Below are 16,170 nucleotides of genomic sequence, written 5' to 3' on the forward strand. Positions count from 1 at the left end.
TTACGCGGTTTCTATCGTCGGAAAACCCTTGACCAGCTCATCCAGCGACTTGAGCTGAGACAGGAAAGGTTCCAGCTTGTTCAAGCGCAAGGCACAAGGGCCGTCGCACTTTGCGTTGTCAGGGTCAGGGTGGGCTTCAAGGAACAGGCCAGCCAGGGACTGGCTGATACCGGCCTTGGCCAGGTCGGTGACCTGGGCACGACGACCACCCGCGGAATCGGAGCGACCGCCAGGCATTTGCAGCGCGTGGGTCACGTCGAAGAACACCGGGTACTCGAACTGCTTCATGATGCCGAAGCCGAGCATGTCCACCACCAGGTTGTTGTAGCCGAAGCTCGAACCCCGCTCGCAGAGGATCAACTGGTCGTTGCCAGCCTCTTCGCACTTGCTCAGGATGTGTTTCATTTCCTGGGGCGCGAGGAACTGGGCCTTCTTGATGTTGATCACCGCGCCAGTCTTGGCCATCGCGACCACCAGGTCGGTCTGGCGCGACAGGAAGGCCGGCAACTGGATGATGTCGCAGACCTCGGCGACGACCGCGGCCTGGGCAGGCTCGTGGACGTCGGTGATGATCGGCACGCCGAAGGCTTGCTTGATGTCCTGGAAGATTCGCATGCCTTCTTCCAGGCCCGGGCCACGGTAGGACGTCACGGACGAGCGGTTGGCCTTGTCGAAACTGGCCTTGAACACATAAGGGATCCCCAGTTTCTGGGTGACCTTCACGTACTCCTCGCAGACCTGCATCGCCATGTCGCGGCTTTCCAGTACGTTCATGCCGCCGAACAGCACCATGGGCTTGTCGTTGGCAATCTCGATATCGCCGACGCGGATGATTTTCTGGGCCATCGTCTTATGCCTTTTTCTGGTGTTGAGCCAAAGCGGCCTTCACGAAACCGCTGAACAACGGATGACCGTCCCGTGGCGTCGAGGTGAACTCGGGGTGGAACTGGCAGGCGACGAACCATGGATGGTCCGGGGACTCCACCACTTCCACCAGCGCGCCGTCACCGGAGCGACCGGAAATCTTCAGGCCGGCCTCGATCAGTTGTGGCAGCAGGTTGTTGTTCACTTCGTAGCGATGACGGTGACGCTCGACGATCACATCCTTGGCGTAGCAATCGTGCACCTTGGAGCCGGCTTCGAGCAGGCATTCCTGGGCACCGAGACGCATGGTGCCGCCCAGGTCCGAACTTTCGGTACGCACTTCCACGGCGCCGGTGGCATCTTCCCACTCGGTGATCAGGCCGACGACCGGGTGGCCGCTGGCGCGATCGAATTCGGTGGAGTTGGCGTCTTTCCAGCCCAGCACGTTACGGGCGAACTCGATGACCGCCACTTGCATGCCCAGGCAGATCCCCAGGTACGGCACCTTGTTTTCACGAGCGTATTGCACGGCGGTGATCTTGCCTTCCACGCCCCGCAGGCCGAAGCCGCCCGGCACGAGGATCGCATCGGCGCCTTCGAGCAGGCCGGTGCCCTGGTTCTCGATGTCTTCGGAATCGATGTAGCGCAGGTTGACCTTGGTGCGGTTGCTGATACCGGCGTGACTCATCGCTTCGATCAGCGACTTGTAGGCGTCCAGCAGCTCCATGTACTTGCCGACCATGGCGATGGTGACTTCGTGTTCCGGATTGAGCTTGGCATCGACCACGGCGTCCCATTCGGACAGGTCGGCGCCGGCGCATTGCAGGCCGAAACGCTCGACGACGAAATCGTCCAGGCCTTGGGAATGCAGGATGCCCGGGATCTTGTAGATGGTGTCGGCGTCTTCCAGGCCGATGACCGCGCGCTCTTCGACGTTGGTGAACTGGGCGATCTTGCGGCGCGAAGAAATGTCGATCGGGTGATCGGAGCGGCAGATCAGCACGTCCGGCTGCAGGCCGATGGAACGCAGCTCCTTGACGGAATGCTGGGTAGGCTTGGTCTTGGTTTCGCCGGCGGTGGCGATGTACGGCACCAGTGTCAGGTGCATCAGCATCGCGCGCTTGGCGCCGATTTCGAAACGCAACTGGCGGATGGCTTCGAGGAACGGCTGGGACTCGATATCGCCCACGGTACCGCCGATTTCCACCATCGCCACGTCGGCGTCGCCGGCACCCTTGATGATGCGGCGCTTGATTTCGTCGGTGATGTGCGGGATGACCTGGATGGTCGCGCCCAGGTAGTCACCACGACGCTCCTTGCGCAGGACGTGCTCATAGACACGGCCGGTGGTGAAGTTGTTGTTCTGGGTCATGGTCGTGCGGATGAACCGCTCGTAGTGGCCCAGGTCCAGGTCGGTCTCGGCGCCGTCGTGGGTGACGAACACTTCACCGTGCTGGAACGGGCTCATGGTGCCCGGGTCGACGTTGATGTACGGGTCCAGCTTGAGCATGGTGACCTTAAGTCCCCGCGCCTCCAGGATGGCCGCCAATGAAGCCGAGGCAATGCCTTTCCCCAATGAAGAAACAACACCGCCCGTGACGAATATGTAGCGCGTCATGAAAAACCCTAGAAGTCTGCGTTAAAGCGGTCCGAGCCGCCGGGGAAAGCGAAGGAAGGCCGAAGCCCCCGATCACCTGCATTAATCACAGTGCACCTTTCAAAAAAACCGCCGCGTTGGGACAGACCGGAAGTGAAATCACCGGTACGTTGCTCGCTACACATTTTTTGGAATCGCCCAGCAAAGACTGCTTGGTAATCGGCAACTCCTGCAATTCAGGCGAATCCACAGAAGTTGTATCAAGAAGGGAGCGTAGTCTACCGGAAAGCCCCTTTCAGCTCAAACCCAGATCTTGGTTTCCTGGCGTCCAGATCAATTGCCAACTGCCATCAGCCTGTGCATCGAGGCCGGCCAGGTTGGCCACCGCCAGCAATTGCTCGCCCTGATAGAGCAGCGGCAATCGGTCGCGAACGAACGCCGGCACGCCCTTTTCGTTGAGCAAACGCTTGAGATCACGATGACCACGGCCAGGTAGCACCATCACTTCGCCGCCTTGACGATAGCGCACGCTAAGCGGTCCCGCAGGCGGCTTGCCGTTGAGCACCAGCTGACCATTGCCCGGCAAGCGCAGCGCAACCGCCGGATCCGCCCAATCGACGGCGCCTGGCGGCGAAGACAGCCAGTGGTCGGATAACCACCAGACCCGCCCGCCGGCCCGGTGCAATTCGCCACCGGCCAGGCGCCAGACTGGCCGGGCATCGTCCGCGGCATCGCGCAACGAATCCCAGCTCGCCCAGTGATCGCTGTCGGGCAGCAGGGTCAGCGGCGCCAGCCAGTGGCTCAAGGCATTGCGCTGACGGGCCGGCGACAACGCCCGCAAAGGCGCCAGCGCCAGGGATCGCAGCCCAAGCCAGTCGAACGCACACGGGGTGGCGGACTGGGCCAGGTCGATCCGCGCCAAGTCGTCCAGCAAGCCTTGGGCTTCGCCCATGTGCGCTGCGCCGCGAGCCAGGGTTGGCGAGGCTTGCGGCCAGTGCTCGGCCAGCATCGGAAAAACCCGCTGGCGCAGGTAATTGCGCGCGTACCGGTGATCGTCGTTGGACGGGTCGTCGATCCAGCTCAAGCCTTGCTGTGCCGCATAGGCTTCCAGCTCCAAGCGGGACACATCGAGCAACGGCCGCAGCAGATGCCCCTGGCCCAATGGCCGCTGCCGTGGCATCGCCGCCAGCCCCCTCACCCCCGCCCCCCGCAGCAGGCGAAACAACAGGGTCTCTGCCTGATCATCAAGATGTTGGGCGGTGAGCAGCACTTCATGACTGCCGATCGCCGCGACGAAGGCGGCGTAACGCGCCTCGCGGGCAGCGCGCTCGACACTGGCGCCGGGACGCACGTGTACATTCACCACGTCCAACGGCACGCCCAGGGCCGCACAGACCGAACGGCAATGCTCCGGCCAAGCATCGGCCACAGCTTGAAGGCCGTGATGCACATGGATGGCGCTCAGCGCGGGCAAGGCGTGGTGTTGCGAAAGGGTCGCGAGCAGGTGCAACAGGACGGTGGAGTCGAGACCACCGGAGAAGGCGATGCGCCAGGTGGCGGCGTTGCGCCAGGGAATGAGCTGGGCCAGCAGGCGGCTTGGCAGATCGTTGCTTGCGTTCATCGGTCTCAGCCTTGGCACAAATCAAATGTGGGAGCGGGCTTGCTCGCGAAGGCGGTAAATCAGTCAACACATGGGCTGAATGTTAAACCGCTTTCGCGAGCAAGCCCGCTCCCACATCGGCTCCCCACAACTGCTGGAGGCTTGGTCAGATCAGAGACCGTAGCTCATCAACCGCTCATAGCGACGGGTCAGCAGCGCGTCGTTGTCGAACTTCTTGAGCATCGACAGCTGCGAACTCAGCTCCGCACGAATCAGCGCTGCGGCTGCGGCTGGGTCGCGATGGGCGCCACCCACTGGCTCGTTGATCACTTTATCAACGATGCCCAGCCCCTTGAGACGCTCGGCGGTAATGCCCATGGCTTCGGCGGCATCCGGCGCCTTTTCGGCGGTTTTCCACAGGATCGAGGCGCAGCCTTCCGGCGAGATCACCGCGTAAGTGGAGTATTGCAGCATGTTCAGCTGGTCGCAGACACCGATGGCCAACGCACCGCCGGAACCGCCCTCGCCAATCACGGTGGCGATGATCGGGGTTTTCAGCCGCGCCATGACGCGCAGGTTCCAGGCAATCGCTTCGCTCTGGTTGCGCTCTTCGGCATCGATGCCTGGGTAGGCACCCGGGGTGTCGATGAAGGTCAGGATCGGCATCTTGAAGCGCTCGGCCATTTCCATCAGGCGGCACGCCTTGCGGTAGCCTTCCGGACGCGGCATGCCAAAGTTGCGGCGTACCTTCTCACGCACTTCGCGACCTTTCTGATGACCGATGACCATCACCGGCTGGTCGTCCAGGCGGGCAACGCCGCCGACGATCGCGGCGTCGTCGGAGAAGTGACGGTCGCCGTGCAGCTCATCGAACTCGGTGAAGATGTGGTCGATGTAGTCCAGGGTATAGGGACGACGAGGGTGCCGCGCCAGGCGGGCAATCTGCCAACTGGTCAGCTTGCCAAAGATGTCTTCGGTCAGCGTGCGGCTTTTGTCCTGCAGACGAGAGATTTCATCGCCGATATTCAGCGAATTGTCATTACCGACCAAGCGCAACTCTTCGATCTTGGCTTGCAGGTCGGCGATCGGCTGTTCGAAATCTAGAAAATTCGGGTTCATAGGCGTCCGTCTAGGGTCGACGTCCAAGAGAGCTTGGGCCGGCCGGTTGTCTATTCGCGCCTACCTTAAGGGAGAGGCGCGTTCAGGTCGAGATTAAAAATTCGGGTCGAGATCAGGGGCTTTCCGGTTTCAACGGTGGCCCCTGGCCGTCAACGGTATTGGAGGAAGACGTTGTCTTTGCCGAACTGGTCACGCAAGGCTTGAATCAACGCATCCGCCGGATCGATCCGCCAGCCTTCGCCGAACTGCAGCACGGCCTTGGCATCGGGGCGTACGTACTCCATGGTGATCGGGCAAGCACCGCGATGGCGCTTGAACAACTCGCCCAACCAGCGTAGCTGATCGCCCTTCAGATCCTGGGTCTGCAACTTCAGGCGCAGGCTCTCGGCCAGGTTGGTGCGGGCATCTTCCATGCTCATCACGCGCTTGACCCGCAGCCGCAGGCCACCGGAGAAGTCATCGTTACTGACCTCGCCTTCCACCACCACCATCGCGTCGGTCTGCAACAACGACTGCGCCGAATGGAACGCATCGGCGAACAGTGACGCCTCGATACGCCCGGAGCGGTCGTCGAGGGTGATGAAGCCCATCTTGTCGCCCTTTTTGTTCTTCATTACCCGCAGGGCGATGATCATGCCGGCGACGGTCTGGGTGTCGCGCGCCGGCTTGAGGTCAATGATGCGCTGGCGGGCGAAACGGCGGATCTCGCCTTCGTATTCGTCGATCGGGTGACCGGTCAGGTACAGGCCCAGGGTGTCTTTTTCACCCTTGAGACGTTCCTTGAGGGTCAGCTCCTTGGCCTTGCGATGGTTGCCGTAGACATCGGCGTCCTCCTCGACGAACAGCCCGCCAAACAGGTCGGCGTGGCCGCTGTCGTGGGTGCGGGCGGTCTGTTCGGCGGCCTTGATCGCCTCTTCCATCGCCGCCAGCAAGACCGCGCGGTTGCGGTCGATGTTGGCCTGGTAGGCCTTTGGCTCGTCGTGAAAATAAGGTCCCAACCGGTCCAGGGCGCCACTGCGGATCAAACCGTCGAGGGTGCGTTTGTTGATGCGTTTGAGGTCGACCCGCGCGCAGAAGTCGAACAGGTCCTTGAACGGCCCATCCTGGCGCGCTTCGGTGATGGCTTCCACCGGCCCCTCGCCCACGCCCTTGATCGCGCCGAGGCCATAGATGATCCGGCCCTCGTCGTTCACCGTGAACTTGAACTCCGAAGCGTTCACGTCCGGCGCGTCGAGGCGCAGCTTCATGGTTCGCACTTCTTCGATCAAGGTCACGACCTTGTCCGTGTTGTGCATATCCGCCGACAGTACCGCCGCCATGAACGGCGCCGGGTAATGCGCTTTCAGCCACGCGGTCTGGTACGACACCAGGCCATAGGCGGCGGAGTGGGATTTGTTGAAGCCGTAGCCGGCGAATTTTTCCACCAGGTCGAAAATGTTACCGGCCAGGTCAGGGTCGATGCCGTTGGTCGCGCAACCTTCAATGAAACCGCCGCGCTGCTTGGCCATTTCCTCGGGCTTTTTCTTACCCATGGCCCGGCGCAGCATGTCCGCGCCGCCGAGGGTGTAACCGGCCATGACCTGGGCAATCTGCATCACCTGTTCCTGATACAGGATGATGCCGTAGGTCGGTGCCAGCACCGGTTTCAAGCCTTCGTACTGATAATCCGAGTGCGGGTAGGCCAGCTCGGCGCGACCGTGCTTACGGTTGATGAAGTCATCCACCATGCCCGATTGCAGAGGCCCCGGACGGAACAGGGCCACCAGTGCAATAAGGTCTTCCAGGCAGTCGGGCTTGAGCTTTTTGATCAGCTCCTTCATGCCCCGGGATTCAAGCTGGAACACCGCCGTGGTTTCGGCTTTTTGCAACAGGCTGTAGGTCGGCTTGTCATCCAGTGGGATGAAGGCAATGTCCAGCGGTTCTTCGCCGACCTTGGCCCGGTCGCGGTTGATGGTCTTCAGCGCCCAGTCAATGATCGTCAGGGTCCGCAGGCCGAGGAAGTCGAACTTCACCAGGCCTGCCGCCTCGACGTCGTCCTTGTCGAACTGGGTCACCAGGCCGTCGCCTTCTTCGTCGCAATAGATCGGCGAGAAGTCCGTCAGCTTGGTTGGCGCGATCACCACGCCACCGGCATGCTTGCCGACGTTACGCACCACGCCTTCGAGCTTGCGGGCCATCTCCCAGATTTCCGCGGCCTCTTCGTCGACCTTGATGAAGTCCCGCAGGATTTCTTCCTGCTCGTAGGCTTTCTCCAGGGTCATGCCGACTTCGAACGGAATCATCTTCGACAGACGATCCGCCAAACCGTAGGACTTGCCCTGCACCCGCGCCACGTCACGCACCACCGCCTTGGCGGCCATGGAACCGAAGGTGATGATCTGGCTCACCGCGTTGCGGCCGTACTTCTCGGCCACGTAGTCGATCACCCGGTCGCGACCGTCCATGCAGAAGTCGACGTCGAAGTCGGGCATGGAGACCCGTTCCGGGTTGAGGAAACGTTCGAACAGCAGGTCATATTCCAGCGGGTCGAGGTCGGTGATCTTCTGCACGTAGGCCACCAGGGACCCGGCACCCGATCCACGGCCAGGACCCACCGGCACGCCGTTGTTCTTGGCCCACTGGATGAAGTCCATCACGATCAGGAAGTAACCGGGAAAGCCCATCTGGATGATGATATCCAGTTCGAAATTCAACCGATCGACATAGACCTGGCGCTTGGCTTCGTAGTCTTCGGTGGTGTCCTTGGGCAACAGGACGCTAAGGCGCTCTTCGAGACCGTCGAAGGACACCTTGCGAAAATACTCATCGATGGTCATGCCATCGGGAATCGGGAAGTTGGGCAGGAAGTGCTTGCCCAGCTTCACGTCGATGTTGCAGCGCTTGGCGATCTCGACGGTGTTTTCCAGCGCCTCGGGCAGGTCGCTGAACAACTCGGCCATTTCCTCGGCGCTCTTGAGGTATTGCTGATTGCTGTAGTTCTTTGACCGACGCGGGTCGTCGAGGGCGCGGCCCTCACCGATGCAAACCCGCGTTTCGTGGGCTTCGAAATCTTCCTGCTTGATGAACCGCACATCGTTGGTCGCCACCAGCGGCGCGCCGATCTTGTCGGCCAAGGCCACGGCGGCGTGCAGGTGTTCTTCGTCATTGGGACGGTTGGTGCGCTGCACTTCGATGTAGAAGCGATCCGGAAACACCGCCATCCAGTCTCGGGCCAGGGTCTCGGCTTCCTCGGGGTTGCCGCTGAGCAGGGCCAGGCCGATTTCACCTTCCTTGGCCGCGGACAGCATGATCAGCCCTTCGCTGGCCTCGGCCACCCACTCGCGCTCGATGATGATCGAGCCGTTGCGCTGGCCGTCGATAAAGCCGCGGGAGATCAACTCGGTGAGGTTGCGATAACCGAGGGCGTTCATCACCAACAGGCTGATCCGGCTCAGCGGCGCGTCCGGGTCCTTGTTCGACAGCCACAGGTCGGCGCCACAGATCGGCTTGATCCCGGCGCCCATGGCAGCCTTGTAGAACTTGACCAGCGAACACATGTTGTTCTGGTCGGTGACCGCCACGGCAGGCATGTTCATGCCCACCAGGGTCTTGACCAGGGGCTTGATCCGCACCAGACCGTCGACCAGGGAGTATTCAGTGTGCAGGCGTAGATGAACGAATGAAGCCGGCATAGTGATCCTGCGTTAAGTCATGAAAACAACAAGGCCCGGATTGTACCGGGCCTTGGGTAAAACATCAGCCAGCAACCGCGCTGTCCACTCGAACCCGTGGCGAGGGAGCTTGCTCCCGCTTGGGTGCGAAGCGCCCATAAGAAGGGGGGGCTGCTGCGCAGCCCAGCGGGAGCAAGCTCCCTCGCCACGATCAGGTGAACCCCTCGCTTTCGATCAACCCATCACGGGCCTCATAAGCCAGCCGCACCGGGGCAAACGATCGCCGATGAATCGGCGTTGGCCCAAGGCGCGCCAGGGCTTCGAGATGAACGGGGGTCGGGTAACCCTTGTGGCCACCGATGCCATACCCCGGGTAAATCAATTCGAAGGCGGCCATTTCCCGGTCGCGACTGACCTTCGCAAGGATCGAGGCCGCCGCAATGGCCGGCACCTTGGCGTCGCCCTGGATCACCGCTTCGGCGCGCATCGACAGTTTCGGGCAGCGATTGCCATCGATCATCGCCAGCTTCGGCGTGATATGCAGCCCTTGCACGGCACGCTGCATGGCGAGCATGGTGGCGTGCAGGATATTGAGTTCATCGATTTCTTCGACTTCGGCCCGAGCGATGCACCAGCTCAGGGCCTTCTCGCAGATTTCGTCGTAGAGTTTTTCGCGACCGGCTTCCGTGAGTTTCTTCGAATCATTCAGGCCGAGGATTGGCCGCTTAGGGTCGAGAATCACCGCCGCCGTCACCACCGCGCCACACAAAGGGCCGCGCCCCACTTCATCGACACCGGCCACCAGCTCTTCCACTTCGGCGACCAGGTTGAAGTCCAGGCCCATCTGTAGCTTTACGTTGCTCATGGTTTTGCGCCAATCAGGGTCAGTACCGCGTCAGCCGCCTGGTTGGAGGCATCGCGACGCAGGGTACGATGGATTTCGTCAAAGCCCCGGGTCTGTTCCTCGCCGCCATCGATCAAGGGCAACAGCGTGGTGGCCAGCGCCTCGGCAGTCGCATCGTCTTGCAGCAGTTCCGGCACCAACAGACGCTGGGCCAGCAGGTTCGGCAAGGAGACGTAGGGGCTCTTGACCATGCGCTTGAGAATCCAGAACGTCAGCGGCGCCAGGCGATAGGCGACCACCATCGGGCGTTTGAACAGCAACGCCTCAAGGGTAGCCGTGCCGGAGGCAATCAACACGGCGTCACAGGCCGCCAGTGCGTCATGGGAGCGACCGTCGAGCAACGTTACCGGCAAATCGCGACCGTCCAACAAGGCTTCCAGTTGGACGCGACGCTGGGCACTGGCACACGGCAGGACAAACCGCACACCGGGGCGCAGCGCCAGAAGACGTTCGGCGGCGTCGAAGAACAAGCCACCCAGGCGACTCACTTCGCCACCGCGGCTGCCGGGCATCAAGGCCACCAGCGGCCCGTTGGGCAGACCCAACGCTTGGCGAGCGGCCTCGCGGTCGGCTTCCAGGGGAATGGTATCGGCCAGGGTGTGCCCGACAAACCGCACCGGCACGCCCTTTTCTTCGTAAAAGCGGGCCTCGAACGGCAGCAGCGTCAGCATCAGGTCGCAGCCTTCGCGGATCTTCAGCACGCGCTTCTGCCGCCAGGCCCAGACTGACGGGCTGACGTAGTGCACGGTCTTGATCCCGGCCTGACGCAACTTGAGCTCGATATTGAGGGTAAAATCCGGCGCATCGATGCCGATGAACACATCCGGTTTTTCGTCAATCAGGGTCTGGATCAGCTTCTTGCGTCGAGCCAGCAGCTCACGCAGGCGACCGAGCACTTCCACCAGGCCCATCACCGACAGGCGCTCCATCGGAAAATAGGAGGTCAGGCCCTCGGCCTGCATCAAAGGCCCGCCGACGCCGATGAATTCCACCGCAGGGTGCTGCGCCTTGAGCGCTCGCATCAGACCCGCGCCCAGAATGTCACCGGAAGCCTCTCCCGCCACCAGTGCAACGCGCACGTTAGCCATGGTCAGCGAGTGATGCCGCGGGTCGAAGACTGGATGGAATCGCGGAAAATCGCGACTTCCGGGTGCTGTGCCGACGCCTCGGCCAGTTCGGCGAGCGCCTGCTCGACGGTCAGGCCCTGGCGGTACACCACTTTGTAGGCACGGCGCAGCGCGGTAATCGCCTCTTCGCTGAAACCCCGACGGCGCATGCCTTCGAAGTTCATGCTGCGGGCTTCGGCCGGGTTGCCGAACACCGTGACATAGGCCGGGACATCCTTGCCGATGGCGGTGCCCATGCCAGAAAAGCTGTGGGCGCCGATATGGCAATACTGGTGCACCAAGGTGAACCCGGACAGGATCGCCCAATCGTCCACGTGCACATGGCCGGCCAACGCGGTGTTGTTGACCAGGATGCAATGGTTGCCAATCACGCTGTCATGGCCGATGTGTGCGTAAGCCATGATCAGGTTGTGGTCGCCCAGGGTCGTTTCGGAACGGTCCTGGACAGTGCCACGGTGAATCGTCACGCCTTCGCGGATCACGTTGTGATCGCCAATGACCAGGCGGGTTTCTTCACCTTTGTACTTGAGATCGGGCGTGTCCTCGCCTACCGAGGAAAACTGGTAGATGCGATTGTGACGACCAATCCGGGTCGGTCCCTTGAGAATTACGTGGGGACCGATCACCGTACCCTCGCCGATTTCCACACCTGCGCCGACAATCGACCACGGGCCGACCTCGACATCGGCGGCCAGGACGGCCGTCGGATCGATGATTGCGCGAGGGTCAATCAAACTCATAGTTTGCGTTCCGCACAGATGATTTCAGCGGAGCAGACTGGCTTGCCGTCGACCGAAGCCTGGCATTCGAACTTCCAGATCTGGCGCTTGCAACTGATGAACTTGGCTTCGAGGATCAATTGATCGCCCGGCGTGACCGGCTGGCGGAAGCGCAGCTTGTCGGAGCCGACGAAGTAATAGAGCGTGCCGTCGGCAGGCTTTACGTCGAGCATTTTGAAACCAAGGATCCCGGCAGCCTGGGCCATCGCCTCGATGATCAATACGCCCGGCATGATTGGATGCGCGGGGAAGTGACCATTGAAGAACGGCTCGTTGATGCTGACATTCTTATAGGCGCGAATGCGCTTGCCTTCAACGTCCAGGTCCACCACCCGATCCACCAGCAGGAACGGGTAACGGTGAGGCAGGTATTCGCGAATCTCGTTGATGTCCATCATTTCGGGGGGAAGCCTATGTAAAGATTGGGAGCGCACGAGTGACGCGCACTCCGCTAGCAAATCAAGATGCCCTAACGGCTGTGCACACTTGATATGGAAATGGTATCAGCCATCTGATGAAGCATTACCGCCAGGGGTCACGTCCCCTACACGCTTTTCCACCTGCTTGAGGCGCCGCGCGATGTCGTCGAGCTGGCGGATACGCGCCGCGCTCTTGCGCCATTCGGCTGCCGGCTGCATGGCTGTGCCGGAAGAATAGGCACCTGGCTCGGTAATCGAGTGGGTCACCATGGTCATCCCGGTCAGGAACACGTTGTCACAGATATCGATATGGCCCACCAGGCCTACGCCACCGGCGAGCATGCAGTGCTTGCCGATCTTGGTGCTGCCGGAGATGCCCACGCAGGCGGCCATGGCGGTGTGGTCACCGACCTGGACGTTGTGGGCGATCTGGATCTGGTTGTCGAGCTTGACGCCATTGCCGATGACCGTGTCGGCCAAGGCACCGCGGTCGATCGCAGTGTTGACGCCGATCTCCACGTCATCGCCAATGGTGACACCGCCGATCTGGGCGATCTTCTGCCAGATGCCCTTCTCGTTGGCAAAACCGAACCCTTCCCCGCCCAGCACGGCACCGGACTGGATCACCACCCGCTTGCCGATGCGCACGTCGTGATACAGGGTAACCCGTGGCGCCAGCCAGCCGCCTTCGCCGATCTCGCTGCGCGCACCAATGACACAATGGGCGCCCAGCGTGACACCAGCGCCGATTCGGGCCGCGCTTTCGATGACCACGAACGGGCCGACGCTGGCCGTGGGGTCAACCACGGCATCTGCGGCGATCACAGCGCTGGGATGAATACCGGCGGCCGATGTCGGCTTGGGATCGAACAGATGGGAAATGCGGGCATACGCCAGGTACGGATCGGGCACGATCAAGGCATCGCCGGCAAAACCATCGGCATCGGCAGCCTTGAGCAACAACGCAGCCGCCCGGCAGTCAGCCAGATACTTGCGGTACTGGGGATTTGCCAGAAAGCTCAACTGAGCTGGGCCAGCCTCTTGCAAAGTGGCTAGCCCAGTAATTGCCTTCTCCGGGTCGCCACGCAGGGTGGCGCCGAGGAACTCGGCCAACTGGCCGAGCTTGATAGTCGCTGTCATGGATTACTTCAGCTGATTCATGCGCTCGATCACTTGGCGCGTGATGTCGTATTGAGGCTTGACATCGATCACTGCGCCACGCTCGAACACCAGGTCAAAACCACCTTTCTTGATGACTTCTTCCACAGCGCTGTCGAGTTTCGGCTTGAGTTGCTTGAGCATTTCGCGGTCGGCAACAGCTTTCGCTTCGTTCAGCTCCTTGGACTGGAACTGGAAGTCACGGGCCTTTTGCTTGAATTCCAGCTCCAGACGCTCGCGCTCACCCTGGGCCATCTTGTCGCCACCGGCGACCAGACGGTCCTGGATACCCTTGGCGCTGCTTTCCAGGCCCTTGAGCTTGGTCAGTTGCGGGCCGAATTTTTTCTCGGCATCCACGGCGTATTTCTTCGCCGCGTCGGATTCCAGCAGGGCCATCTGATAATTCAGCACGGCAATCTTCATGTCGGCAAAAGCCGGACCGGCAACCAGTACGGTCGCCAGGAGAACCAATTGAGTCAACTTACGCACGATGCACTCCTACAAAATCCATTGTCGTTATCTTGGGCCGGACGCTTAGAACGTCTGGCCGAGGGAGAATTGGAACACTTGGGTTTCAGCGTCATCCGGTTTCTTGATCGGCATCGCCAACGCGAAGCTCAAAGGACCCAGTGCGGTGACCCAGGTCACGCCCACACCGACGGAGCTGGCCAGGTTGCTGAGGCTGATGTCGTTGCACTCTGCGTTGGATGACGTGCCATTGTTGTTGGTAGGTTTATCGCAACTGGAGTCGAATACGTTACCCACGTCCCAGAATACCGAGGTACGCAGGGAGCGCTGATCCTTGACGAACGGCATGGGGAACAGCAATTCAACCCCGCCCTGAATCAGGACGTTACCACCGAATGGCAGCGGATCCTGATCCGGGTCCCGGATGGTCCCCTGGTTGCCAGTCTCAGCTGCACCGCGACTCGGCGTACTGCGTGGGCCTAAGGTACTGTCCTTGAAGCCACGTACCGAGTTGAAACCACCGGCGTAGTAGTTCTCGTAGAACGGCAGGCCATCGGTCGAACCGTAACCATCGCCATAACCAAGCTCGGTGTGCAAGCGCATGGTGTAGTTGTCAGACAGCGGCTGGAACAATTGGCCGCGGTAATCGAGCTTGAAGAACGACAAGTCGCTGCCAGGCGTGGTGGTTTCCAATACCAGGCTCTGGGAACGGCCACGGGTTGCCAACACACCCTTGTTCAAGGTCGACTCGGACCAACCAACAGAGGCTTTGAAGTTCAGGTATTTGTCGCCTTCCTTATCGACGAAATCGAAAATCTCGTCAACGGTATAGCGGCCGGTGCTGATCTCGTCCTGCTGGGCGGTGAGGCCGAATGTAAGACGCGAAGTCTCGCTGATTGGATAACCTACGTTGACGCCGGCACCCAAGCTGTCTACTGCATAGCTGGAGACATCGGAATCGAGTTCGTCATAGTCGGTGGTGCGGTAGAAGGCGTTGTAGCCCAGGCTCACGCCGTCAGCGGTCCAGTAGGGGTCCACGAAACCGAAGTTGTAGCGGGTCTGGTATTCGCTGCGGGTCAAGCCGATGCTGACCTTGTTACCGGTGCCCAGGAAGTTGTTCTGGGTGATCGAGCCACCGAGGATCAGGCCGGCGCTCTGGGCGAAACCGACGCTGGCGGTGATCGAGCCGGAAGCCTGCTCTTCGACGCTGTAGTTCACATCGACCTGGTCATCGACGCCCGGCACGGCCGGCGTCTCGACGTTGACTTCCTTGAAGAAGCCCAGGCGCTCCAGGCGGGTCTTGGACTGGTCGATCAGGTAGGTCGACGCCCAGCCACCTTCCATCTGGCGCATTTCACGGCGCAGCACTTCGTCCTCGGACTTGGTGTTGCCACGGAAGTTGATGCGGTTGACGTAGGCACGCTTGCCAGGGTCCACGGCGAAGGTGATGTCGACGGTATGGTCTTCATCGTGCGGCTGCGGCACGCCGCTGACGTTGGCGAAGGTGTAGCCCTCGTTACCCAGGCGGCGGGTGATCAGCTCGGACGTGGTGGTCATCAGCTTGCGCGAGAATACCTGGCCCTTCTGCACCAGCAGCAGCGACTTGACCTGGTCCTCGGGAACCTTCAGGTCACCGCTGAGCTTGACGTCACGAACGGTGTACTTCTCGCCTTCGTTGACGTTGACGGTGATGTAGACGTGCTTCTTGTCCGGGGTGATGGACACCTGGGTGGAAGCGATGTCCATGTTGATGTAGCCACGGTCCAGGTAGTAGGAACGCAGGCGCTCCAGGTCACCGGAGAGTTTTTCACGGGCGTACTTGTCATCGTTCTTGAAGAACGACAGCCAGTTGGTGGTCTTGAGTTCGAACAGGTCGATCAGGTCTTCATCCGGGAAAACCGTGTTGCCCACCACGTTGATGTGCTGGATGGCCGCCACGGTGCCTTCGTTGATGTTGACCTTCAGGCCGACGCGGTTGCGCGGCTGCGGCACCACTTCGGTGTCGACGGTGGCCGAGTAGCGGCCCTGGGCGACGTACTGGCGTTGCAGCTCGTTACGCACGCCTTCGAGGGTGGCGCGCTGGAAGATCTCGCCTTCGGCCAGGCCGGACTGCTTGAGGCCCTTCATCAGGTCTTCAGTGGAGATCGCCTTGTTGCCTTCGATCTCGATACTGGCGACCGACGGGCGCTCGACTACCGTGATGACCAGGACATTGCCGTCACGGCCTAGCTGGATATCTTGAAAGAAGCCGGTCTTGAACAGCGCACGCGTGGATTCCACCAGGCGCCGATCATCCGCCTGCTCGCCGACGTTCAACGGCAAGGCACCAAAGACGCTACCCGCGGAAACCCGCTGGAGGCCGTTGACGCGAATATCAGAGATAGTGAAGGACTCGGCGTGAACTTCGGCGATCATCAATACGGTGAGAACCGCAGTTAGCAGCAGACGTTTCATGAAGTCCTTTCTTATTCCAACTGGCAATAAA

General features: G+C 61.0%; 12 protein-coding genes. All 12 read right to left on the bottom strand.

The window, feature by feature from the left end:
• The 12 genes from kdsA to bamA all read right to left on the bottom strand — a co-directional run bounded on the left by kdsA (position 1) and on the right by bamA (position 16,139).
• Positions 1–846 carry a 3-deoxy-8-phosphooctulonate synthase gene (gene kdsA, locus HU767_RS06620; RefSeq protein WP_053118876.1) on the bottom strand — a complete coding sequence of 282 codons (846 nt, stop codon included), beginning with the start codon at positions 844–846 and terminating at the stop codon, positions 1–3.
• 4 nt (positions 847–850) lie between these two features.
• Positions 851–2,482, bottom strand: coding sequence for a CTP synthase (locus HU767_RS06625; protein ID WP_003184880.1), 1,632 nt, complete (start codon positions 2,480–2,482; stop codon positions 851–853).
• A gap of 274 nt (positions 2,483–2,756) precedes the next feature.
• Complete coding sequence (gene tilS / locus HU767_RS06630; RefSeq protein ID WP_186728913.1) at positions 2,757–4,082, bottom strand: tRNA lysidine(34) synthetase TilS; 1,326 nt, start codon at positions 4,080–4,082, stop codon at positions 2,757–2,759.
• Positions 4,083–4,232: 150 nt separating this feature from the next.
• Complete coding sequence (locus HU767_RS06635) at positions 4,233–5,180, bottom strand: acetyl-CoA carboxylase carboxyltransferase subunit alpha (RefSeq protein WP_053182408.1); 948 nt, start codon at positions 5,178–5,180, stop codon at positions 4,233–4,235.
• 149 nt (positions 5,181–5,329) lie between these two features.
• Positions 5,330–8,851: a DNA polymerase III subunit alpha gene (dnaE, locus tag HU767_RS06640; RefSeq protein WP_186705506.1), complete on the bottom strand. Its 3,522-nt coding sequence runs from the start codon at positions 8,849–8,851 to the stop codon at positions 5,330–5,332.
• 190 nt (positions 8,852–9,041) lie between these two features.
• Positions 9,042–9,695 carry a ribonuclease HII gene (gene rnhB, locus HU767_RS06645; protein WP_186728915.1) on the bottom strand — a complete coding sequence of 218 codons (654 nt, stop codon included), beginning with the start codon at positions 9,693–9,695 and terminating at the stop codon, positions 9,042–9,044.
• A complete protein-coding gene (gene lpxB / locus HU767_RS06650) occupies positions 9,692–10,822 on the bottom strand; it encodes a lipid-A-disaccharide synthase (protein WP_186728917.1) in 1,131 nt (376 codons plus the stop codon). Before lpxB ends, rnhB begins: the two co-directional genes overlap by 4 nt.
• Positions 10,823–10,824: 2 nt before the next feature.
• Positions 10,825–11,601 (bottom strand): acyl-ACP--UDP-N-acetylglucosamine O-acyltransferase, encoded by a 777-nt coding sequence (lpxA, locus tag HU767_RS06655; RefSeq protein ID WP_003198252.1) that lies wholly within the window; start codon positions 11,599–11,601, stop codon positions 10,825–10,827.
• On the bottom strand, positions 11,598–12,038 hold the full coding sequence (fabZ, locus tag HU767_RS06660; protein ID WP_003184897.1) for a 3-hydroxyacyl-ACP dehydratase FabZ: 441 nt from the start codon (positions 12,036–12,038) through the stop codon (positions 11,598–11,600). Before fabZ ends, lpxA begins: the two co-directional genes overlap by 4 nt.
• Positions 12,039–12,143: 105 nt before the next feature.
• Positions 12,144–13,199 (bottom strand): UDP-3-O-(3-hydroxymyristoyl)glucosamine N-acyltransferase, encoded by a 1,056-nt coding sequence (lpxD, locus tag HU767_RS06665; protein ID WP_186705502.1) that lies wholly within the window; start codon positions 13,197–13,199, stop codon positions 12,144–12,146.
• Positions 13,200–13,202: 3 nt separating this feature from the next.
• Positions 13,203–13,706, bottom strand: coding sequence for an OmpH family outer membrane protein (locus HU767_RS06670; RefSeq protein ID WP_003184901.1), 504 nt, complete (start codon positions 13,704–13,706; stop codon positions 13,203–13,205).
• 45 nt (positions 13,707–13,751) lie between these two features.
• Complete coding sequence (gene bamA / locus HU767_RS06675; protein WP_186705501.1) at positions 13,752–16,139, bottom strand: outer membrane protein assembly factor BamA; 2,388 nt, start codon at positions 16,137–16,139, stop codon at positions 13,752–13,754.
• Positions 16,140–16,170: the final 31 nt, after the last annotated feature.

Origin of the sequence: Pseudomonas sp. SWRI179, from assembly GCF_014268705.1 — a bacterium.
In the GTDB taxonomy this organism is placed as follows: Bacteria; Pseudomonadota; Gammaproteobacteria; order Pseudomonadales; family Pseudomonadaceae; genus Aquipseudomonas; species Aquipseudomonas zanjanensis.